This is a genomic window from Cryobacterium glucosi, assembly GCF_004402235.1.
Taxonomy (GTDB): domain Bacteria; phylum Actinomycetota; class Actinomycetes; order Actinomycetales; family Microbacteriaceae; genus Cryobacterium; species Cryobacterium glucosi.
The window spans coordinates 181,641-203,426 of sequence record NZ_SOFS01000043.1 but is presented as its reverse complement, the minus strand read 5'-3'; the positions used below and the strand labels follow the sequence as shown (position 1 = coordinate 203,426).

General features: G+C 69.0%; 17 protein-coding genes. 15 read left to right on the top strand and 2 right to left on the bottom strand.

Annotated elements, in window-relative coordinates; translation table 11 throughout:
- On the bottom strand, positions 1 to 1,061 hold a 1,061-nt coding region (locus E3O46_RS17040; RefSeq protein ID WP_198413733.1), incomplete at its 3' end, for a class-II aminoacyl-tRNA synthetase family protein.
- Between the two features lie 321 nt (positions 1,062 to 1,382).
- On the opposite strand from E3O46_RS17040, the gene E3O46_RS17035 reads away from it, so the two are divergent.
- The 13 genes from E3O46_RS17035 to E3O46_RS16975 all read left to right on the top strand — a co-directional run bounded on the left by E3O46_RS17035 (position 1,383) and on the right by E3O46_RS16975 (position 16,184).
- Complete coding sequence (locus E3O46_RS17035) at positions 1,383 to 2,570, top strand: glycosyltransferase (RefSeq protein ID WP_134449088.1); 1,188 nt, start codon at positions 1,383 to 1,385, stop codon at positions 2,568 to 2,570.
- Complete coding sequence (locus E3O46_RS17030; protein ID WP_134562146.1) at positions 2,567 to 3,844, top strand: oligosaccharide flippase family protein; 1,278 nt, start codon at positions 2,567 to 2,569, stop codon at positions 3,842 to 3,844. Before E3O46_RS17035 ends, E3O46_RS17030 begins: the two co-directional genes overlap by 4 nt.
- Positions 3,841 to 4,677 (top strand): dolichyl-phosphate beta-glucosyltransferase, encoded by an 837-nt coding sequence (locus E3O46_RS17025; RefSeq protein ID WP_134562145.1) that lies wholly within the window; start codon positions 3,841 to 3,843, stop codon positions 4,675 to 4,677. Before E3O46_RS17030 ends, E3O46_RS17025 begins: the two co-directional genes overlap by 4 nt.
- Positions 4,678 to 4,686: 9 nt before the next feature.
- A complete protein-coding gene (locus tag E3O46_RS17020) occupies positions 4,687 to 5,019 on the top strand; it encodes an STAS domain-containing protein (RefSeq protein WP_134559335.1) in 333 nt (110 codons plus the stop codon).
- On the top strand, positions 5,016 to 6,428 hold the full coding sequence (locus E3O46_RS17015) for a PP2C family protein-serine/threonine phosphatase (RefSeq protein WP_134562144.1): 1,413 nt from the start codon (positions 5,016 to 5,018) through the stop codon (positions 6,426 to 6,428). Before E3O46_RS17020 ends, E3O46_RS17015 begins: the two co-directional genes overlap by 4 nt.
- A complete protein-coding gene (locus tag E3O46_RS17010) occupies positions 6,412 to 6,870 on the top strand; it encodes an ATP-binding protein (RefSeq protein WP_166787369.1) in 459 nt (152 codons plus the stop codon). The genes E3O46_RS17015 and E3O46_RS17010 overlap by 17 nt, the downstream gene beginning before the upstream one ends.
- On the top strand, positions 6,867 to 7,235 hold the full coding sequence (locus E3O46_RS17005; RefSeq protein ID WP_134562143.1) for an STAS domain-containing protein: 369 nt from the start codon (positions 6,867 to 6,869) through the stop codon (positions 7,233 to 7,235). The genes E3O46_RS17010 and E3O46_RS17005 overlap by 4 nt, the downstream gene beginning before the upstream one ends.
- A gap of 9 nt (positions 7,236 to 7,244) precedes the next feature.
- Positions 7,245 to 7,634: a response regulator gene (locus E3O46_RS17000; protein WP_134449095.1), complete on the top strand. Its 390-nt coding sequence runs from the start codon at positions 7,245 to 7,247 to the stop codon at positions 7,632 to 7,634.
- Complete coding sequence (locus E3O46_RS16995; protein WP_134562142.1) at positions 7,631 to 8,776, top strand: endonuclease/exonuclease/phosphatase family protein; 1,146 nt, start codon at positions 7,631 to 7,633, stop codon at positions 8,774 to 8,776. Before E3O46_RS17000 ends, E3O46_RS16995 begins: the two co-directional genes overlap by 4 nt.
- A complete protein-coding gene (locus tag E3O46_RS16990) occupies positions 8,773 to 12,294 on the top strand; it encodes a hypothetical protein (RefSeq protein ID WP_134562141.1) in 3,522 nt (1,173 codons plus the stop codon). Before E3O46_RS16995 ends, E3O46_RS16990 begins: the two co-directional genes overlap by 4 nt.
- On the top strand, positions 12,291 to 13,559 hold the full coding sequence (locus E3O46_RS16985) for a hypothetical protein (protein ID WP_134562140.1): 1,269 nt from the start codon (positions 12,291 to 12,293) through the stop codon (positions 13,557 to 13,559). Before E3O46_RS16990 ends, E3O46_RS16985 begins: the two co-directional genes overlap by 4 nt.
- Positions 13,556 to 15,385 carry a hypothetical protein gene (locus E3O46_RS16980; protein WP_134562139.1) on the top strand — a complete coding sequence of 610 codons (1,830 nt, stop codon included), beginning with the start codon at positions 13,556 to 13,558 and terminating at the stop codon, positions 15,383 to 15,385. Before E3O46_RS16985 ends, E3O46_RS16980 begins: the two co-directional genes overlap by 4 nt.
- Before the next feature lie 136 nt (positions 15,386 to 15,521).
- Positions 15,522 to 16,184, top strand: coding sequence for a TetR/AcrR family transcriptional regulator (locus tag E3O46_RS16975; protein WP_134449100.1), 663 nt, complete (start codon positions 15,522 to 15,524; stop codon positions 16,182 to 16,184).
- A 76-nt stretch (positions 16,185 to 16,260) separates the two neighbouring features.
- Here the strand turns inward: E3O46_RS16975 and E3O46_RS16970 are convergent, their stop codons facing one another.
- On the bottom strand, positions 16,261 to 19,326 hold the full coding sequence (locus E3O46_RS16970) for a cell wall-binding repeat-containing protein (RefSeq protein ID WP_134562138.1): 3,066 nt from the start codon (positions 19,324 to 19,326) through the stop codon (positions 16,261 to 16,263).
- Between the two features lie 311 nt (positions 19,327 to 19,637).
- Here E3O46_RS16970 and E3O46_RS16965 point away from each other — a divergent pair, with 311 nt between their 5' ends.
- Positions 19,638 to 21,242, top strand: coding sequence for an APC family permease (locus tag E3O46_RS16965; RefSeq protein ID WP_134449102.1), 1,605 nt, complete (start codon positions 19,638 to 19,640; stop codon positions 21,240 to 21,242).
- 25 nt (positions 21,243 to 21,267) lie between these two features.
- A complete protein-coding gene (locus tag E3O46_RS16960; RefSeq protein ID WP_134562137.1) occupies positions 21,268 to 21,753 on the top strand; it encodes a DUF1003 domain-containing protein in 486 nt (161 codons plus the stop codon).
- The last annotated feature ends 33 nt before the right edge of the window (positions 21,754 to 21,786 follow it).

Here is a 21,786-nt window from a genome sequence, read left to right as displayed (position 1 = left end):
AACGCCGACTTCGCCGTCGTCGCCGCCAACGCCGCATCCCGCGCCAACCCCAGACTCACATTCAACTCCACCTGCCGCACCCGCAACCGATCAGCATCCCGCACCGCGAGCACCAGGCGCACCGCACCGACCAACAGGGTGCAGAACGAGACGAAGACGGCAAGCGAGGCGAGCGGCACGAACTCGTTCACGACGATCACGCAGAGTGCGCCGATGCTGAAAATCGCGGGTGCGGCGAGAGCGAGCGTGGCACTCGCGCGGTCGGGCAGGGCCGAAACGCCAGGACTCCATGCGGCGAGACCGAGCAGGACGCCGACAACGGGCCACGCGACATCGACGATTCCGCCCCGGACATAGGTGCCGTCGGCGACGCCGGCCACCAGGAAGGTGTTGGCCAGTGCGAAGCCCAGGAAGGCGATGACCAGCAGGAACCACGCCCGGCTCGGGCGTCGGCCGTATACGGTGAGGGCGCACACGAGCAGGGCTACGAGGATCAGGGGCGAGACCGGGTATGCGAGTCCCAGGATGTCGTCCAGGACGATGTCCGACACCGGTCGGAACAGCAACGCCGCCGCAACCGCCACGAGGCCGAGTCCGGCGATGACACCATCCAGCCACACGGTCGCCGACGTCGGGTTCAGCCGTCGCCGCATCAGAACGAGAAGGAACGACACCGAGAACACCAGGAAGAGGGCGAAGAAAATGATGGCTGCCAGGGAAGCCGTATGGGGAGCCCGCGGCGGGAAGAGAATCGACTCGGCAGTGTCTGCCGCGGCGATGCACAGCATCGCCGCGCCGAGCAAGGCCCAGGCGAGTCGTTCGGACTTCACGAGAATGACGCGCGCCAGGACGAGGCCCGCCACCGCGAATTCGAGTCCGAGGTAGTACGTGTAGTCGACCCAGACCGGACGTTCCGCCACGTCGGTGGCCACGGTGGCCCAGGCATAGGCGGCGATCCCCAGGCCCACCACGACGAAGGCAACAAGCATCAGCCGAGGCATCACGAACGCGTCGCGCGGCGACGAGTGCGACGGGTCGGAGCCGGTGCGGTCAGGTCCCATGTCTGGGGCCTCTCTTCTTGGTCGAACGAGGAAACGGGTAGGTATGTGCACATTCCGGATCGACCAGATTTGCATACAATTCCCCCTGAGGATACGTCATACTGTGTCTGCACGGTACCCCCGAAGACACCGCGCGAACACAGGAGTAAGTCAGGTGGTGCACTGCCCGGTTTCACCACGAGATGTGCTCGGTTCCGAGCTCGTTGGGCAGGCCATTGAGTGCAACACAACCGTCGGCGAGCGCCGTTACGGTTTTCACGATCCACAGGGGGTACGCATGAGCCCACACGCTCTGACGCCGTCGGACCTGGTCCCGGCCCGATGAGCGGGAAACTGCGGGTCGGTGTCGTCACGGCCTTTCCCCCGGGCCGCAACAGCCTGAACGAGTTCGGCTTCCACCTCGTCAAACACCTCGCCCGGCAGGCCGAGGTCGGCGAGGTGCTGCTGTACGCCGACGTGACGGATGCCGGCAGTCCGGCCCCCCTCGACGGCGTGACGGCTTATCCGAGCTGGACCTTCAACAGCGTCACGAATATCGTGCGACTCACCCGGGCGATCCGGCGCACACGCCCGGACGCCGTGCTCTTCAACCTCCAGTTCGCCACCTTCGGGGACAAGCGCATCCCCGGGGCACTCGGGCTGCTGATCCCGGCCGTGCTGCGGTTGTTCCGGGTACCGACCGTCGTCGTGCTGCACAACCTCGCGGACAACGTCGACATGCAGGATGCCGGCTTCGCCGGCTCCGCGACGACGGCGCGCCTGATGAAGTTCGCCGGACGCATCCTCACCCGCGCCCTGCTCCGCGCCGACCTCGTGGCGCTGACCATCCCGCGCTATGTGGAATACCTGCAGGAGAGCTACGGCGCGACGAACGCGCTCCTCGCACCGCACGGAAGCTTCGAGGAGGTCGCATTCCCGTCTTTCGGCATACCGGACGGACGCCGGCGCATCCTCGCGTTCGGCAAATGGGGCACGTACAAGACCGTCGACGTGCTCGTCGAGGCATACCAGGAGCTCCTCGACCGCGGGTACGACGACCTCGAGTTGGTGCTCGCGGGTACGGACAGCCCGAATTCCGCCGGCTACATGCAGTCGGTCGCCGAACGGTTCTCCGATCTGCCTGACCTCGTCTTCACTGGCTATGTCGCCGAGGAGGAGGTGGCGCCGCTCTTCTCCGCCGCGACCGTCGTCGCTTTCCCGTACACGTCGACGACCGGGAGTTCGGGTGTGCTGCACCAGGCCGGGGAGTATGGTCGTGCCGCCGTGCTGCCCCGCATCGGCGACCTGATCGACATCATCGAAGAAGAGGGCTTCCTCGGCGTCTACTTCGAACCGGGTGACGCGACCAGCCTCGCCGACGCCCTGGCCGAGGTGCTCGACCACCCCGAACAGCGGGTGTCCCTCGGCCGCCGCAACTTCGCGGCCGCCTCGGGCATCCCGATGTCCGAGGTCGTGCACTGGCACCTGATCCACATCCAGCGGCTGCTCGACAGGCGGGCCATGCGATGACGGCGGAACCTTCCTCACGGACTCCCTCCCTGGTGGGCGGCGGTACCGCTCTTGCCGTGGCCATGATCGTGGCCAATGCCGGGAACTACGTGCTCAACCTGTTCCTCGGCCGGGTACTGACCCCCGCCGAGTTCTCGGATGCCAACCTGATGGTGACGCTCATGCTCACGATCACCTCGATCGCGCTCTGCCTGCAGCTCGTGGCGGCCCGCTTCGTCGGAATCTATGACGAGTCCGGCGAGCCGGACCGCTCCGACCGGCTCGCCCGCACCCTGCGCGGTTATGCGCTCGGTGCCGGCATCCTGACCGGGGCGATCCTCGCCGGAGGCAGCACCCTCTGGTCGCAGGTCTTCCACACCGCGTCGTTCTGGCCATTCGTCATCCTCGGCGCCGGAATGCCGTTCTACCTCGTGCAGTCCGTCGGTCGTGGTGTCATGCAGGGCCGGCTGCGCTTCCCCGGTCTCGCCACGTCCTTCGTGGTGGAGATGGTTGTGCGTCTCGGCTGCGGTGTGGCCCTCGTCGCACTCGGCTTCGGTGTCAACGGCGCGACCATCGGTCTCACGGCGTCGTTCGTCGCCACGTGGCTCGCCGTGAAGCTGCTCGCCAGGACCGGACCAGGGCTCACGGGTACCGCCCCCGACCTGGTCACGGTGCGCAGCTACGCCGCCCTGGTGTCGGTACTCCTGATCGGCCAGATCATCGCCAACAACAGCGACGTGCTCGTCGCAAAGGCATTCTTCTCCCCGGATGCCGCGGGGATCTACGCCGCGATCGCTCTCGTCGGGCGGGCGGTGTTCTTCCTGGCGTGGTCGGTCGCGACCGTCGTGTTCCCTGTCGTGGCTCGACGGCACGCGAGCGGCGGTGACACCGGGTCCTTGCTGACCGGCGGCATAGCGGCCGTCGCCGGGATCGGTGCCGCGTGCACACTGGGCGCGCTGGTCCTGGGCGGTCCCGTGCTGGGCTTCATTCTCGGCCCGGCCTACGGCGACCTCTCGGCGCCCCTCGCCGCATACGCGGGGATGACGACCCTCTTCGCCGTTGCAAACCTCGTAGCCAGCCACGAGTTGTCGCAGGGACGCAACACCCAGTCCTGGCTGCTGTTCGGAGCATCCGTCGTGCAGCTCGTGCTGCTGCTTGTCTGGCACGAGTCGACCGCGCAACTGATCATCGTGCAATTCGTGGCGATGGTGCTCCTGCTCGGCGTGATGGCCGCCCGGCACCTCCTCACCAGATCTTCCCCCCACATTCCCACCGAAGAAGGGTTGCCCCGATGACCGCGGAAACCGGCACCTACCAGGCCTATCGCAAGTGGGTCACCGAGAAGTCGACTGTGCCGCCGCGCGTCTCGGTCGTCATTCCGGCATACAACGAGGAGTGGCGAATCCTGCCGACTGTCGGTGCAATCGCCACCCACATGTGTTCGAGGGGCGAGCCCTGGGAGTTGATCATCGCCGACGACGGCTCCACGGACACGACAGTCTCCCTCCTGCAGGACCTGCGCTTTCCGAACATGACCGTGCTCGTCGCCGCCAAGAACACCGGAAAGGGCGACGCCGTCCGCAGGGGAATGCTCGCGGCCCGCGGTGAATTCATCCTGTTCGCGGACGCGGACCAGTCAACGCCGATCGAGCAATTCGACCACCTCATGGCGAAGATCGATGCCGGCTACGACGTCGTCGTCGGCTCGCGGGCAGCCGCCGGCGCGGCGGTGAGCGGAAAGAGCGCCCTGCGGAAGGTCCTGAGCCGGGGCCTGCACGTGATGGTGTCCGTCGGGTTCGGTATCGAGATCGCGGACACGCAGTGCGGCTTCAAGCTCTTCACCGCCCCGGCGGCCCGGTCGCTGTTCACCCTCCAGGTCGTCGATGGGTTCTCCTTCGATCTCGAGTTGATCTACCTCGCCGGGCGTCTTGGGCTGACCACGGCCGAAGTCCCCGTCGAATGGATCGACGCGCCCGGTTCCACGGTCGACGCCGCCAAGGTGAGCCTGCAGTTCGTCGCCGACCTCGTCAAGATCAAGGTCCACGACCTGCGCGGCGGGTACACCGTCACCGGCCATTCACCGGTCTCGCGAGCCTCGTCCCCCGCATCCGTCGCATCGATCAAATAGGAAATCACGATGAGAATACGCACCGAATCCGGAATCGGCCACACGACAGTCAGCCTTGCCGGCCGTTTCGACGCCCACGAGACCGCGGACTTCCGCAACGTCGTCGACCTCCTGATCCGACCGGAGAACGCGACCCTGCGACTCGACCTCTCGAACGTCGTGTTCGTCGACTCGAGCGCCCTCGCCGAACTGTTGCGCTCGCAGAAGGCTGCCAAGGCAATCGGCGGCGAAGTCATCCTCGTGAACGTCTCCGACCCTGTCCGGATCATCCTCGAACTGACCGAACTCCAGCAGGTCTTCACCCTGGAGTCCCGGACGGACCCGACCACGACCACATCATGACCCCCGCTTCCCCCGAAACCCACCTGATCGAGAGCGACCTCGCCGACGCCGCTCTCGAGCGCTTACTTGTGGCGGCCGGGGCCGGCGAGATCCACCGACCGCCCGGTTCCGACTGGACCGTCTCCGGGGACGCGGCCCCCGACGCCATCGACGCAGCCAACGCCATCCGCCGTGCGATCCACGGGATCTACTCCGCCCAGGACGACGTCACGGAAGCCCTGATCACAAGCCAGGACCACCTGATTGCCCTTCGGGCGCTCACCCAGGTGAACCTGAGCACCCTCGGCAGGTCCGAGGCGCTTCGCGACCTGCTCGACCAAGCCAGGGTACTGACCGCGTCGGACCTCGTCGCGATGGTCGACGATCGCCTGGTGCACACCACGGGAGGGCCGTCCTCGGACTCGCCCGAGCTCACGGAGGTCATCCGCGAGGCGACGAAGAGTACTGATGACCCGGAGCCGAGACTCGTCGGCCAGGGGAACGCTGTGATCGCACCCCTCAACGACCAGAGCGGGGGCATCCGCGCGCTCGCATTCCTCAGGACGAACGGACCGGTCTACACCACGGGCGACCTGCGCCTCGTCAGGGCGGCGGTTGCGGCCGCCGACATGCAGTTCGCGCTCACCCGGCTGCATCTCCTCGAGATCAAGCGCGCCACTTTCGAGCGCGAGCACCAGGTCGCATCAAGCCTTGCCCAGGCAGTCTTCTCCCAGCCTGCGCCGACCCTCTCCGGGGTCGAGGTGTTCTCCGACACCATTCCGGCGAGCCTTGCCGGCGGGGACTTCTTCGCCTTCGCCGTGGTGGGCGATGTGCTGTGGTTCACCGTGGGCGACGTCGCCGGAAAGGGTCTTCCCGCGGCGATGGTGATGACGCGTGCCGTCAGCGCCGCCCGGGTGGCCTTCCTCACCCACGACGCAGACGATCCTGCGGGGGCGATGTGCGCGATGGGCATCGAACTCTACGACTATCTCGACGATGTCGGACTGTTCATCACCGTCGCCCTCGGCGCATACCGGCCCAGTACGGGCGCCCTGCACGTGTGCAACGCCGGCCATTCCCCGGTGATGCTCGTCCTGGACGGGATCATAACGCTCATTCCGGCGTCAATGCCACCGCTCGGCGTGTTACCCGAGCCACGAGGTCGGACAGTGCGCTTCGACCTGCAGCGGAACGACGCACTGGTGCTCGGTTCCGACGGACTCGCCGAACAGGAGAACTCCAGCGGGGTGATGCTCGGCTACGACCGTCTGGCCGAACTCTGTGCCGAGCTCCCGGGAGAGTCCGCCGAGCGGCTCGGACACCATATTCTGGATGCCGTGAAAAGACACGCGGATGGAACCCCGCCCTCCGATGACCGCACCCTCGTCATCCTCCGAGCCGTGGAGGCGATTCATGACCGCGTCAGCTGACCCGACCGAGCTTGTCATCGAGGGCACAACGGCGATGGTCCGCAAGATCGGTCCGTGGCTGCACGGGGTGCTCGGCGAGCTCCCCGACGATGAGGCCGGCGCGATCGCCGCACGCCTGGAACTCGCCGTCCACGAGGTCGCGATGAACATCATCGACCACGCCGGCCTGCCGGTCGCTGCGGAGATCCGGTTCAGCGCCGGAATCACCGATTCCGTCGTCGAGATCTGCGTGACCGATCCCGGCCTGCCCTTCGACCCGGCCGGGGTCAGGATCCCTGTGGCCGGGGTTCCCCAGGAACGCGGATACGGCCTCATGCTGGTCCGCAAACTCGTCAACGATCTCGACTACCGCCGGGTCGACGCCGGGAACCGATGGACCCTCCGCGTCAACCGCACCCCGCCGGCCGACTCCCAGAAGACCGGAAATGAGCACCAGCCATGATCGATCCAGACACCGTCCGCACATCGAGGGACAGCGGCCTCACGGTCGGCGTCGCGACGCCGGCCGCCGGACTCACTGTTGTGACGCTCGGCGGTCAACTCGACGCCGTCGCCGCATCCGACCTGCGCGCCCGGCTCGACGAGTCCGACATAGCCGGATGCCCCCAGATCGTGTTCGACCTCGCTGCCGTCGATTTCGTGGACAGTGCCGGCCTCGCCGTGCTCGTCTGGCAGCGGCGTTCCTGCCGGGCACACGGTGGCGACGTTGTACTCGTGCGTCCGGACTCGGACAATGCGATGCGGGTGTTCCGGCTCACCCAGTTCGACCAGATCTTCCGGATGCTGCCGCAGCAGCAGGACGACTGAGGCCGCGCCATGACCGCCGAATCCCTGTCCAACACGGCCCTGGTCGTCGACGACGAAACCGTGTCCCGCCTCGTCCTCTCCCATATGTTGCGCAGGGCGGGCTGGGACGTCACCGAGGCCGACGATGTCGCCCCGGCGATCGCGCTCGCCCGGTCTGGCACCTTCACGGCGATCTTCTCCGACTTCTCGATGCCGGGCGGCACCGGTGTCGACCTGCTGAACGCGCTGCCACCGGCGCCGGCTCGCCCGCTCTTCGTACTCGTGACCGGCATCGTGGAACATTCCTCTGTCGGACTCGACCTCGCGAGCGTGATCGATGGGCACCTGATCAAGCCGATCAGCTCCCGCGCGCTCTCCGAGTGCCTCGCGACGATCCTGCCGCGCCAAAGGGACCGGTGAGTCGCGGCGTCACGCGTGCCCTGACCAGGACTGCGTGCGGCCTCGGCTGGCTGGCAGCAGGCGGCATGACCGCGAGCGCCCTGATCCGGGCGCTGTCCAGTGAAACCGAACCACTGCTGATCGGGGTGCAGGGCATCACGGTGTGGCTGCTCCTCCCGGCGTATCCTCTGCTCGCGGGCACGGGAATCGTGCTCGTGCGACGGGCCCGGCGGGCCCGCAGACGTTCCGACGGGCCGGCCCGCCTCCGGTGGCCACTCGCCCTCGGCACGGTTGCGCTCGCCCTCGTTGTCGTGCAGGCCACCCTGCTGATTCCGGCCATCGGATGGAACGGCCCGCGCACGGCACCCGTCGGCGCCACTCCGCTCCGGATCGTCAGCGCCAACGTCCTCCTCGACAACACCGAGCTCGCCACCCTCGCCGGCGAGCTCGTCGCGACGGATGCCGACGTGATCGTGCTCGAAGAGGTCACCCCCGAACACCTGGCCACGCTCGCCGCCTCGCCGCTCTGGGCGGCCTACCCGGAACGGATCCTCGACGCGCTCCCCGGATACCATGGCTCGGCGATCTTCTCCCGCCTGCCGATCGAAGACGGCGGCCCGATCGACGTAGCCGGGTCCCCGATGCTCGAGGCGCGCATCCACACGCCCGCAGGACTCGTACGGATCATCGATGTGCACGCGGTAGCACCCGTCACCTCGGAGAACACCGTGCTCTGGCGGGGACAGTACGCCGAGCTGGCCCGGATCGCGGCAAGCGACACCGGCACCCTCATCCTCGCGGGCGATTTCAACGCGACCCTCGACCATGCGCCGCTGCGGCGGCTCGTCGCCACCGGGCTGCGGGACGCCTTCGTGGAGTCCGGCCGCGGTTTCGGGGCGACCTGGCCACGCTGGGACGGCGTCGTTCCTCCGCTGATGCGCCTCGACCATCTGCTCGTCAGCCAACAGGTCACGGTCGTCGCCGTGACCGACCAGACGAGCGCGGGGAGCGACCACCGCCGCCTCGTCGTCGACCTCGCCCTCCCGTCGTCGCAGAGTCCGTCGTCCCAGAGTCCTTCGTCTCAGAGTCCTTCGTCTCAGAGTCCTTCGTCTCAGAGTCCTTCGTCTCAGAGTCCTTCGTCGCCGGAGACTCCGACGCCATGACCCTGGTGACGGAGCCGGCCCCGGTCCCCGTTCCGGCAGCGGAGAAGGCGAGGGTGCACCGGCCGGAAGAAGCGCCGGACGGGCGCTCGCGCAAGGGCTTCGTGCGCCGCCACCGCCTGCTCTTCATCGCGCTCATCCTCGTGCTCGTGTTCCACGGCTCTTTGCTGCTCGCCGGAAGTTACCAGCGCACCTACGACGCCTACGTGCACATCTTCTTCGCCGACCACTACGCCAGAGACTGGTTCTCGAGCTGGGACACCCGCTGGTACACCGGGTTCTCTACCCTGAGCTACCCGCCGGGCGGCCACTTCATGATCGCGGCCCTGAGCAAGATCATCGGGTTGCGCCCCGGCTTCGTCGTCGTGCAGGTCTTCGCCCTCCTCAACCTCACCATCGGGGTCTACCGCTGGAGCGGCATCTGGGTCAACCGCACCTCAGCAGGCTGGGCGGCCATCGCCCTGGTGCTGGCGTCGTCCATCGCTGAAACCGTGCACGTCTTCGGCCAGCTTCCCACCACGCTCTCGCTCGGGTTCCTGCTCAACGGGCTGCCCTTCGCGAATACCTGGGTGCGCACCGGCAACCGGAAGGCCCTGCTCGCCGGGGTCGGCTGCATCATGGCCACCACGGCCTGCCACCATGTCACGACCCTGTTCGGATCGCTCTTCTTCCTCGGGCCCGTCCTGCTCGGGGCACTCGTGTTCGCCGTGCGCACCCCGCTCGCCGGCGAAAAGGACGGACACCCGCCGCGGTTCAGCTTCCGGCTGCTCTGGCCGCTGATCGCCCGCCGGATCCGCCGGGTGATGCCCTCCCTCGTGCGGACCGGGATCCTCGGGGCGCTGGTGGTCACTGCCCTGCTCTGCGTCGTCCTTCCGTACTGGCTGTACTCCAAGAGCGACCCGATCACCCAGGTCTCCATCCCGCACGCCAGCCGCGACAGTTTCCTGGTCAATGTCAACGCCGGCCTGGTCTTCTGGCTGATCCCCTGGGGCACGACGCTGCTTGTGCTGCCATACGCATTGATTCGCGGCATGGCGGGCAAGGCGTGGCCGCTCACCCTCTCCCTCGGCGTGCTCGCGTTCCTCGGCACCGGCGGCACCACGCCATTTCCCAAGATCCTCCTGGGCGGCGCGTACGACATCCTCACACTCGACCGCTTCACGTTCTGGGCGACCATCTCCATCCTGCCGCTCGTCGGTCAGTTCGTGTCGAGCGTCACGAACGGTTCGATCCGAGCCTGGCTGCTCGCGCATGTCGGGCGCACGCTCTCGGTGGTCCTTCCGGGCCTGCTGCTGGCCGCACACCTCACCACGACCCTCTACGCGGCGAACCTCACGCAGTACCGGGCATTCCAGCCTGCCCCGATCGACGTCACCCCGATCACGACCTTCATGAACAAGGATCAGCACTCCCAGTGGCGGTACCTCACACTGGGATTCGGCGACCAGATGGCCTGGCTCGGTACCAATATGACCGCCGGAACCGTCGACGGCGACTATCACTCTGCCCGGCAGCTGCCCGAGCTGACGTCCCGGCCGATCGAGCGCCTCGAGGGCGCGAAGTACTCCGGTGTGCCCGGGATCGGGAGCCTGCAACAGTTCCTGGCGGTGCCCGGCCGGTACTCGCTCAAATACGTCTTCAGCAACGATGCCTTCTACTCCCCGCTGCTCGACGCGAGCGGCTGGACCGACCTCGGTCCGCTCGAGAACGGCATCGAAATCTGGGAACGCTCCGACGTCGCCCCGCTGCCGACGAACGAGGTCTCGCACCAGGCACCGCTCTGGGAGCGCCTGTGGTGGGGACTGATCCCGCCCGCCTCCATCGCCCTGGCGCTTGTGCTCATGGTGTGGTCCCTGATCGGAGCGCCCACGCGGGTGCCCGGCGTCGGCGCCGTCGTGCGCCGTGTCGTGCCGGCCAGGCTGCGACGGATGCTCGCCCGCCCGCCCCGCACGGCCGCCCGCCTCCTGCGCTCCGCACTGAAGAAGCTCACGAGCCCGGTGACCCGCGCCGTCGGCGCCGTCGACGCCGCCCTCGCCGGGGCGAGCGACCGCATCCCGCACACCGAGGAGCCCGCGCCCCCGGCCGGCGGCTGGCTGCCCTGGGGCGGGGCACTGCCGCGCCTCCGCACGCGGGCACGCGCCCGGGTCCGGAAGCGCCGCCGCCGCTGGCAGGCGGCCGTCGTGACCCTGATGCTGGTCATGGTCGCTGCCGGCGGCGCCCTCGCAGTGGCGAAGCCGCGCCAGCCCACGGCTGCCGAAGTCGTCGAGGACTACTACGGACACCTCGATTTCCGCCGCTTCGCCGCCGCATACGCCCTGCTCGATCCCTCGACCCGGCCGGACTACACGGTGTACCAGCAGGAACTCGGCAGGGACGGAGGCCTTGTCGCCTCCTTCGCGAAGCTCGCATCCGTCACCGCAGTGCCGGCCTCGAGCACCCCGGGCAGGCAGGTGATGACCGCAACCCTCGACTATCTCACCTCCCTGCAGTCGTATCGGGTGATCACCCCTGTGACCCTGATCCAGGAACCGACCGGCTGGTTCATCGACCTTCCCGCCGGAGACGCGACGTCTCCGCCGGACCAGTTCACCAGCCGACCCGCCGTCGGCTTCCTCTCCCAGGGTCGTCGCGCACTCAGCTCGGACGGAACCTCCACGATGGACGTGCTCGACCGGCCCGAGCTGACCCTCGGCAACGTCAGCTCCCTGCTCGTGAACGGTCGCTGGGTCGTGATCGGCGAGGTGACGAACACCGACGTCGACCCCGCAGACGTCACCGTCGAAGCGCAGCTGCGCGATCAGGACGGCGCGCTGCTCGCCAGCTGGGATGCCGCCCAGGTACTCGTTCACAAGCTGCTGCCCGGAGCGACGAGCCCCTTCCGGATCGAGTTCCAGAGCATCGCCGGTACCGGCGACTACGGCCTCGAAGCCGACGGCGGCCTCAAGGACACGACGGCGGTGACGCCCCCCTCCGCGACAAGCGTCACCGTCGCAGCACCGGCCACGTCCTCCAATATCCACGGCCCTGTCGAGTTCGACCCTCAGACGATCACCCCCTTCGTGCTCGCCGCCGGCGCGACAGTGTCGTCGGTGGCCGTCTACGCCCGCGCCGTCGTGACCCCGCGGGCGAGCGCGCGCGGCCTGCAAGTGCAGCACCTGCGGCTCACCGGCTCGGCCGTCGACGGCTACGCCGTTCTCGGCGAGCTGCGCAACGACAGCACGGTGGAAGCCTCCGTTCCGCACCTCCTGGTGTCCTATACGGCAGCGGACGGCAGCCTGGCCTGGGTCGATCATGCCTATCTCGAGCACAGCATCGCCCCGCAATCGGTCAGCGATTTCCGCATTCCGCTCGCGTCACGCACCCCGATCGCAGCCTCCGGGGTGCCGACGACCGGCTACGCGGGTCCTGCCCACTCTCCGCCGGCATCCGCGCTCGCCGCCTCGATCGCCCTGCCCGCCGATACGGGCTTTTCCGGGCTGTCTCTCACGGCGACGACCTACGCCAGAGCGAGCCAGCCGTGACGCGGCCGGGCACGCGCCGCGCAGTCGGCCTGATCGTCACGCTCGCCCTCGGCCTGGCGATCGGGCTCCCCACGGATTCCGGAGCCGGCTCCCGCGCGGAAGCGCGGGCAGCACAGAACGCTGCGACCGCCCTCGTGCTGCAAGTCGCGCCGACCGCGCCGGCGGGCGCGGAGATTCCGGTGACCGTCGCGGGGGCCGCCGACGGCGCGACGGTGCAACTCGTCGCGATCGGTTCGCTCGGCCAGCTCGTGCTCACCGCCGTGAGTGTCGACGACACGGCGGAATTCCGGCTTCCGGTCGCCCTGACCCGCAGCGCAGGGTCCGTCACCCTCGTGGCGAGTTCCGGTGGAACGGTCGTGCGGGGTGCCACCGAGCTCACCCCCGGGGCCGCGGTCGGCCCGATACAGGCCGTCGTCGGCGCTCGCTCCATCGTGGCCGACGCCGCAGACCTGTCCATGGTCGTCACGATCCCTGTCGACGCCTGGGGTAATTCCATCGCAGAGGGTTCACCGGTGCTGGTCTCCCGCGAGAACCCCGTCGGAGTGCGGAGTTCGAGCGGAGCGGTCGTGTCGCACCTGCTCGCCTTCCAGGAACTCGTCTCGGGCACCCTGGCCGGTCGTGGCCAGGTCTGGGTCGCTTCCGGTCCCGTGACCGGACCGAGCGTCAGCCTCGACGAAGTCGCCGGGCCACCGCTCCCCTTCTCACTCGAGCCCGTCGAGCCCGTGTTGGCCGCCAACGCGGGGGCCGACGGCCAGACGCTCGTCCCGATCCGGACTTCCGTGCTGCGGGATCGCTTCGGCAATGTCGAGCCGGACGGCACCCAGGTCACGGTGGAATGGACGGGCCCTGAAGGCGCGGGGCGCACGACCGCGGCCACGATCTCCGGCGTCGCCCAGCTCTCGCTGCAGGCGCCGGGAACGCCGGGCGCGTTCCAGATCACCGGGCTCTGTCGCGGTGTGCACTCGGCGAGCGCCCTCACACTGCCGTTCGCGGCCACCGTCGGTACTGTCGACCTGAGCGCACGCCTGGTCGACGCCGGCGTCTTCGTGAGTATCGGCCCGGTCAACCGCTTCGGCGGCACATTCGTGCCGGATGGAACGACGGCCCGCGTCTCCGTGGTCGACGCCATCGGCGAGGCCGGCTCCGCAAGCGCCGGGCTCGTGAACGGCGTGCTCGACATCCTCGTCGCGACCAGGCCGCTCGTCAGTCCGGTCACGGTCACCGTCTCGGTGCTCGGCGCAGAAAACGTGGAGACGCTCCGATGACGAGGCCCAGGCTCCCGGTCCGCGTCCCGGGGAACTTCAGGCGCAGCCGCATCAAACGGCTGATCGCCGCGCTGCTCGGCCTCGGCCTCGTCGCCGCGACCGTCGGGCTCCTCGTGCTCAGCGGGCAGATCACGCTGCAGAGTTCGACAGGGGCGAAGGTCTCGTCCGGGCTCCACGAAGTCGCGACGGTTCCGGTCAACGCAAGCCAGCTCGTCAGCTGGCTGCCAGACGCGTGGCAGCGCGAACGAGTGCTCGAGCCCGCGACGCGCATGATGATCGCAGCCAGCTATATCCGGGCCTGGGCCGCGATCGGGCGTTTCCAGTCCACGGGCGAGCGGCCTGCCGTCAACGACACCTTCAGCGGGGCGGCCCGGCGTGCCGTGCTCGATCTGCCCCGCACCGGCCCGAGCGCGACCTGGGACCTGCGCCACTCCCTCGAACTCGAGTTCTACGCCCTCGACGGCGCGACCGTCGCCTTCCACGACGGGGGTGCGAACATCGCACGCACGGTCGGCACCGGGCTGAATGAGACGGTACTGCTCAGCCACGAGAGCTACGACGTCGTGATGGTGCTCGAAGACGGCTTCTGGCGCATCCGCCAGCTCCGGCGCTCCGCAGGGAGCGACACTGCCACACTGACGACGGATGCCGCCGGAGCGACCGCGATCACCGGCACCCCGACGACGACACCCTTCACCGTGCCGGCGAGCCTGGCCACCGAGTACCGCCCGGCCGGCTGGGCGCCCGTCCTTCCGGTCGCCGTCACGGCGAGCGCCACACCGACACCGACTCCCGGCGCGACCCCGACCCCTGCGCCCTCCGTCGTTCCCATTCCCGCCCCCACCCTGCTCGCCCCGGCCACCCTGGGGGCCGACTTCGCCCGCCTGCGGGCCCTCGGTTTCGACACCATCCGGGTTCCGCTCCCGTACACCGAGCTGGGCGGCGCGAAACCCACCGACGACGCCATCACCGGCCTGATCACGTTGCTCGAGCAGGCCGACCGGCACGGACTGCGGGTCGACCTCGTCCTCTTCGACGGCTTCCCCGACCTCACCCCCGCGAACTGGGTCGCTGCCGACGCCCACCTCACGGCCATCGCGACCGCGGTGCGCGGCCAACCGGCCCTCGCCCTCTGGGACCTCGCCGACCGGCCGGAGCAGCGCACGACCGGGTCTCCGAGCCCCGCCGAGATCCGGGCGTTCCTCCTGCACGCCGGCTCCGTCCTGCGGGAGCTCGACCCTGGCACGCCGCAGACCGTCTCCTGGGCGACGAGTGCGGCCGCGGCCGATCCGTCGATGGCCCGGCTGGTCGACGCCGTGTCCCTGCACCTGACCGGAGGCGGTGACCCGACCGCAGCGATCGGGGCTGTGCGCGCCGCGCTCCCCGACCGGGCCGTGCTGCTGACGGTGACCGGGCTCAGCACCGAGGGCGGCTGGGGACCCCTGCCGAAGACCGAGGCACGGCAGGCCTCCGACGTCGCCCGGGTACTCCTGGCCGCGGAGCGCGCCGGACTGTCCCGCCTCAGCGTGGCGGCCTTCGCCGACACGAAGACGGATGCCGGCGGGCTGCTCCGCGCCGACGGCTCTGCCAAGCCCGCCGCCGTGCTCTTCGAGGCCGGCGCCCAGCTCACGACGATTCCGGCACCGGGCCTTCTCGACTACGCCACCTCGAAATTCTGGATCCTGGTGTTCGCGGCCCTGCTCGCCGGCGCCGGGGTGCTGCTGTGGGTCCGTCACCGCCGGCGCAAGCGCAGGCTGCAGAAGCCGGGTCCCGCGGACTCCCCCACAACAGGTCAGCACGACCGCCCAGGAAGCACACCACAGTGATTGCCACGCGCGCCCTCGTCCAGGTCCTCCTCGACAGTGCGATCTGACCCCGTGTCGTCGCCTGGGTGATGCGTCACCAGGGTGATGTACTGTAACGACGCCATCCACCGAGACTGCCCACCGAGAGAAGAGCCCGATGAGCGACGCAGACGACGCCGGTCACCGCAGGGCCGGAAGGCCGCTTGAGACGGTTCTGACGAAACCGCGCATCACCGCTGCGGCCCTCCGGCTGATCGGGGCGGCCGGCTACGAAAGTTTCACGATGTCCGGCCTGGCCAGGAGTCTGGGAGTGGCTCCCTCCGCGCTCTACAACCACGCGGCATCGAAGCACGTCGTGCTGCAGTGGTTGCAGGACCACGTGATGACGATGGTCGATGTGGCCGGCTTCGGCTCAGAGCCGTGGGACACGGCCCTGCGCCGCTGGGCCTGGTCGTACCGGGACATCTTCGCAACGCACGTTCCGTTGATCTCGATTGTTGCGGTGCTCCCGGTCACGGGCGCACCGCAAACCCTGCGCATGTACGAGACCGTCGCGGCGGGACTGTCCTCCGCCGGGGTGCCTTCTGCACAGATCGTGCCCTCGATCGTCGCACTCGAGTCGTTCATCTTCGGCGCGGCTTTCGATGTGACGGCTCCGGCCGACATATTCGAGACCGGTGCGCTCGCCGAGTCGAGTCCGATCTTCAGCGCAGCGGTGCGGCACGGGCAGCAGAACGCGGGCAGGGCGCGGGCGGATGTCGCGTTCGAGTTCGGACTCGAGGCCCTCGTCGACCGGATCGGCGGCCTGCGCCAACCCTGAGCATCCGCCCGGCCTGTCGTGCCGTGCGAGCTGCCGCGGGCGCCTCGGGTCGTGCGGCGCCCGGAGCATCACTGGCTCACGGGCACGGCTTGAGCGCCGCGACGTCACCGGTGAGGGCGGTCGCCGTCCCGATCAGGACCACCCGGGTCGCGCCGAGGCGGGTGATCGCGGTGAGCGTCGCCCGGGGCACACACGTCGCGGGCGTGAGATACAGCGGAGCCGACTTCGCCCCGGCGAGCGCCGAGCCGACCAGGGCATCCTGGTAGCTCGTTCCGCTCGCGAGGTACACCGTCGTCGCGGACGTGAAGGCGTTGAGGTTGAGCGCCGCGCTGGTCGCGTAGCGATCTGCGCCGCTGTACCGGGTCACCGAGGCGCCGCCGAGTTGCAGCTTCAGCCAGAACTCGGTGAGGCTCGTCACGTCCGCCGTCCCGCCCGCGATCTTCACGGTCCTGGTGTGCAGGGTGCGCAGCAGGGCGGCCGTTGCGAGGTCGGGCAGGAAGCCGCCGGCCGGCACGAGAACGACCGGTGCGCCCGCGCGGGCGGCGGCGGATGCTGCCGCGAGCGCTCCGGGGAAGTCGGCCCCTGTCGCGACGTAGGCCGTCGCCGCGAGGCTGCCGAAGGCATCCGCTGCCACGAGGCGGGAGGTGGCGTACCGGTCGGCGCCGGCGAGCCGTGCGACGGGTGCGATGCCCGCGAGCTCGGCCGAGACCGCCGCGGACACGCTTGCGGTTCCGCCGACGATGACGATCTTGCCCGGGTGCAGCCGGACCAGTTCGGCCCTGACCCCTGCCGGAAGCGCGGTGAGACCGGTCAGGAGCACGGGGCCGCCGAAGTGCGCGGCGGCTGGCCCGGCGCTGAGGGCGTCGGCGAAGCTCGTGCCGCTGACGAGGTAGACGCGGGAGACGCCGGGCGCGAAGCCCTGGGAGACGGCGATCGCCGTCGAGTACGGGTCGGTTCCCGCGACCCGGGTGACCGTCGCGAGGGAGACCGGTGCCGTGGGCGCCGAGACCGCTGACGCGGGCTGGTAGCCGGGCGCCGAGCCGGTGACCCGGACGGTGAGCGCCGCTCCGGCATCCGCGGCGACCGGGGTGTAGCCGGCCGACGTGGCGCCCGAGATGGCCGTGCCGTTTGCGAGCCACTGGTAGGCGAAACCCACCCCGGCAGGCGTCCAGGTGCCCGGGATCGCGGTCAGTACCGCGCCGACCGAAGCGGTCCCGGAGATCACCGGCGTGGCCGTTCCGATCCCGCCGGCCGCGACCGCACCGGTGGGCGCAGAGACAGCTGAAGCGGGCTGGTAGCCGGGCGCCGTGCCGGTGACCCGCACGGTGAGCGTCGTGCCGGCATCCGCGGCGACCGGGGTGTAGCCGGCGGCGGTGGCCCCTGCGATGGGCGTGCCGTTGGCGAGCCACTGGTAGGCGAAGTTCACGCCGGCCGGCGCCCAGGTGCCCGGTATCGCCGTGAGGAGCGCGCCGACGGCGGCCGTCCCGGTGATCGTGGGGGTGCCGACGACGAGAGTACCGGCGACGACGACGGCGGTCGGCACCGAGGTCGCCGCCGCGGAGACCGGCAGGTAACCGGGCGCGGATCCCGTGACGCGCACCGAAAGGGCCGTGCCGAGGTCGGCCGCGACGGGCGTATAGGTGGCGGATGTCGCCCCGGGGATGTCCGCGCCGTCACGCAGCCACTGGTAGGCGAAGGCTGCTGTGGCCGGCGACCAGGCGCCGGGGACCGCGGTCAGGGTGCTGCCGACGGAGGCGGAACCGGTCACGGTCGGGGTGGCGGGCACGAGGATTCCCGGGGCGCCGACGCTGTCATAGAGGGCGTAGTCGTCGGTCACGAGGGTTCCGTTGAGGATCAGGTTGAGGCCGAAGCTCAGTCCGGTCGTGCCGGCCGGGATGGCCGCCGTCGTGTAGAGGGCCTGCGCGTATGCGGAGCCTGCCGGGAAGTACGGACTCGACGTCCAGTAGCTCCAGCTGCCGATCGAGTTGCGCAGATAGACGTCGAACTGGGTGGTGACCGTTGAGGTGTACCACGCGCGCAGGGAGTAGGTGTGCCCGGGGGTGACCGTGGGGGCGCAGGCGCCGAGGTCCTGGGTGAGGATGAGTTTCGAGTCGCCGCTGACGAGGTTGCTCACGACCAGCTGCTCGGCCTTGGTGCCGGTGTGCGCGGCGGAGACCGTGCTGAAGGCCGCGGTGTTCGTGCCGAAACCGCCGACGGCCCAGCACTGTGGGAGGCCAGTGGTTCCCGCTGTCTCGAGGCTCGGGTTGACCACCCCGTTCACGCCGGGACCGGGGGCCACTGTCGAGGTCGTCGTGACGGGAACGACCGGCTTGACGGCGCCGCCGATGACGTCTCCGACGGTCTTGACCGTGGTGTTGTTGGATGCGGCACGCGTGGAGAGCCAGGCAGCGAACTGGGCGAAGACCGCTGGGTCGACGGAGAGCGCGTCGCAGCTTCCGGCGCAGAGGTGGTGGAAGGTGAGCTGCACCCAGCCCCCGCCCGCCGTCTCGGCGTTCGTGACCGTGTTCTCGAGGTCTGCGAGGGTCCAGGTCGTGTCGACCTCGTCGGGGGCGCGGGTGAGGTACGCGTCGGCCGGAGGAATGGTTTCGGCGAATCCGCAGCCCGTGCAGCCGAACCGGGTGTCGATGTCGCCGAGGCCGCGGGCGCTGTTGAACCCGCAGGCCTGGACGATCGCCTCGGTCGCGGCATCCACCGTTGCGAAGGGGTAGGCGAAGCTTCGCGTCGGGAAGCCCCAGTCGGCGAGGGTCGCCCGGCCCTGGCAGACCTGCCGGGTGGCTTCGTCCGGGGGGAGGGTGAGGAGGTCGGGGTGGGTGACCGTGTGGCCGGCGATCTCGTGACCGGCGGCGGCGATGCTCGTGAGGTCTGCCCTGGTCAGCCAGCCGGGGTTGTCGATGAAGCCGGTGGTGATGAAGAAGGTGCCCTTCATCCCGAACTGGTTCAGGGTGGCCACCGCGGCGAGCTGGTCGGCGTTGCCGTCGTCGAAGGTCAGGCTGACGACCGTCTGCGGGTCCGTGACAGCGGCGCGCGCCGGGGTCGCGCCGAGGGTGATGCCCACGGCGACGGCGGCGAGGACCGCGATGAGCCTGAGCGAGCGTGCAGGGGCCAGCGAAAATCCGGTCATGGGAGGTGCTCCTCGTGAATCGTGACTGATCCTGGAATCCCAGCACCTGCGCCCAGTGTGCTGAGCGATTGATACCCGAACAAGCAGAGCGCCGGAAAAAGGCGGTTTACCTGCGAATTACCACGCAAGTTTGCGGTTAACCACACGCGCCGCTCTGGCGCCCGCCGGTGAATCTGCGGTAAGTGCTTGCAATCCGCCTGACTCACCCCCAGAATAAACGAACTCAATTCATTTAGTCCATCGGATACACCGCAGTACCCGAACGGGCCGTTCGCGCGTCGATGCGCCCGGCCCGAGGAAAGGGACCACACATGACCCAGCAGTCCACCCGAGGGTCGGCGCCGACCTCATCGCAGCCGTTCACCGACGTCCACCTCGTGCACAGCTCAACGCTGCACGACGCGGCGGGGAGCAAGCACGGCATCACGAAGAAGGGCCTCAAAGGCGGGCAGCTCGGCTTGCTCGCCGTCGTCGTGCTCGGCATCTCCTCCGTCGCCCCGGCGTACAGCCTCACAAGCTCGCTCGGCGCGACCGTTGCCGAGGTCGGCAAGCAGCTGCCGGCCGTGTTCATCCTGGCGTTCATCCCGATGATCCTCGTCGCCCTCGCCTACCGGGAGCTCAATGCCGACTCCCCCGACAGCGGAACCTCCTTCACCTGGACCACCAAGGCGTTCGGTCCCTTCGTCGGTTGGATGAGCGGCTGGGGCATGCTCGCGGCCAACATCATCGTGCTCTCGAGCCTCGCCGGCGTGGCCGTCAGCTTCTTCTACGTCTTCCTCGGCGAGGTCTTCGCCAACCCGGATCTCGCCGCGCTCGCCGACAATACCTTCATCAACATCGCAACCTGTCTCGTCTTCGTGGCCCTCGCCGTCTGGGTGAGCTACCGCGGGCTGCACGCCACCAAGCTCGTGCAGTACAGCATGGTCGGCTTCCAGATCGTCGTCCTCCTCATCTTCAGCGTCTCGGCCATCGTCAACGCGACGAACGGTGCGTCCACCACCGCGCTCGCCTTCGACTGGACCTGGTTCGATCCCACCAGGGTCGACAGTTTCAGCCAGCTGGCCGCCGGCATCTCCCTGGCGATCTTCGTCTACTGGGGCTGGGACGTCTGCCTCACCGTGAACGAGGAGACCAAGGGAACGAAGGGGACCGCGGGCAAGGCCGGCACCCTGACCGCCCTCGTCGTGCTCGGCCTCTACCTCGTGCTGATCGTGGCCACCATGATGGTGTCCGGCGTCGGCGCCGAGGGAATCGGCCTGAGCAACCCGGACAACCAGGGCAACATCTTCGCCGCGATCGCCGGGCCCGTGATGGGGCCGGTCGCGATCCTGATGTCGATGGCCGTGCTGGCCAGTTCCGCCTCCTCGCTGCAGTCGACGATGGCCTCCCCTGCCCGCACCCTGCTGTCGATGGCGCACTACCACGCCCTCCCGCCGCACTTCGCCAGGGTCAGCAAGCGCTTCGGCTCGCCCGGCTTCGCGACGATCGCAGCCGGGGCCATCGCGGCCGGGTTCTACGCCGTCATGACGATCATCAGCGTCAACGTCCTGAACGACACCATCCAGTCGCTCGGGCTGATGATCTGCTTCTACTACGCACTCACCTCCTTCGCCTGCGTCTGGTACTTCCGCCAGAGCCTGTTCTCGAGCGTGCGCAACTTCTTCCTGCGGCTCCTGGTGCCGGCGGCGGGCGGGCTGATCCTCACCGTCGTGTTCGTGCAGACCGCCGTGAGCGCCTGGAGCCCCGACTTCGGCAGCGGTTCGGAGCTCTTCGGGATCGGACTGGTCTTCGTGATCGGCGTCGGCCTGCTCGTACTCGGACTCGCCGTCATGGGCCTCACCTTCCTGGCCAGGCCGAGCTTCTTCCGCGGCGAGACGCTGCGCCAGGACACCCCCGCACTGGTCGTGCCCGAATAGCAAGCGCGCCGGGTAGCCTCGGGGCATGAGCACCAGCACCGCGGCTACCCCGCACCTGTCGTCCATCCTCCCCAGGCACATCCTGGCGACCGGCGACCACCACCCGATCGTGCTCGCTGAGGCGAAGCGTCGTGCCGCGAGTGTGCAGCTGCGCATCGCGGATGCCGTCACGGCCTTCGCGGGATCGATGCGGTTCGTCTACCTGCATGCCGTCGTGTTCGCCGGCTGGATGCTGTTCTTCGAACCGAGTCCGTGGCCGACCCTGACCCTCGTGGTGTCTCTCGAGGCCATCTTCCTCTCGACGTTCGTGATGATCGGCCAGAACCGGCAGGCCGGATTCCAGCAGGCGAAGGCCGACCATGATTTCAAGATGAGCGACCAGGAACTGCTCACCAACACCGAGCTCACCCGGCGCGTTCATGAGCTCACGAAGGAAATCCATGCCCACATCGTCGGAGCCGCTCCTGTCGCCGCGGTCACCGCAGCTCCCCTCGGTTCACCCGCGAGTTGACCGTGCAGCGTAGGGTGGCGGCTCTAGGGAAGG

Coding starts and splice junctions, on each gene's coding strand:
- E3O46_RS16970 (WP_134562138.1), bottom strand. CDS start 19,326: ATGACCGGATTTTCGCTGGCCCCTGCACGCTCGCTCAGGCTCATCGCG.
- E3O46_RS16990 (WP_134562141.1), top strand. CDS start 8,773: ATGACCCTGGTGACGGAGCCGGCCCCGGTCCCCGTTCCGGCAGCGGAG.
- E3O46_RS17035 (WP_134449088.1), top strand. CDS start 1,383: ATGAGCGGGAAACTGCGGGTCGGTGTCGTCACGGCCTTTCCCCCGGGC.
- E3O46_RS17010 (WP_166787369.1), top strand. CDS start 6,412: ATGACCGCGTCAGCTGACCCGACCGAGCTTGTCATCGAGGGCACAACG.
- E3O46_RS16965 (WP_134449102.1), top strand. CDS start 19,638: ATGACCCAGCAGTCCACCCGAGGGTCGGCGCCGACCTCATCGCAGCCG.
- E3O46_RS16980 (WP_134562139.1), top strand. CDS start 13,556: ATGACGAGGCCCAGGCTCCCGGTCCGCGTCCCGGGGAACTTCAGGCGC.
- E3O46_RS17005 (WP_134562143.1), top strand. CDS start 6,867: ATGATCGATCCAGACACCGTCCGCACATCGAGGGACAGCGGCCTCACG.
- E3O46_RS17025 (WP_134562145.1), top strand. CDS start 3,841: ATGACCGCGGAAACCGGCACCTACCAGGCCTATCGCAAGTGGGTCACC.
- E3O46_RS16975 (WP_134449100.1), top strand. CDS start 15,522: ATGAGCGACGCAGACGACGCCGGTCACCGCAGGGCCGGAAGGCCGCTT.
- E3O46_RS17020 (WP_134559335.1), top strand. CDS start 4,687: ATGAGAATACGCACCGAATCCGGAATCGGCCACACGACAGTCAGCCTT.
- E3O46_RS17030 (WP_134562146.1), top strand. CDS start 2,567: ATGACGGCGGAACCTTCCTCACGGACTCCCTCCCTGGTGGGCGGCGGT.
- E3O46_RS16960 (WP_134562137.1), top strand. CDS start 21,268: ATGAGCACCAGCACCGCGGCTACCCCGCACCTGTCGTCCATCCTCCCC.
- E3O46_RS17000 (WP_134449095.1), top strand. CDS start 7,245: ATGACCGCCGAATCCCTGTCCAACACGGCCCTGGTCGTCGACGACGAA.
- E3O46_RS17015 (WP_134562144.1), top strand. CDS start 5,016: ATGACCCCCGCTTCCCCCGAAACCCACCTGATCGAGAGCGACCTCGCC.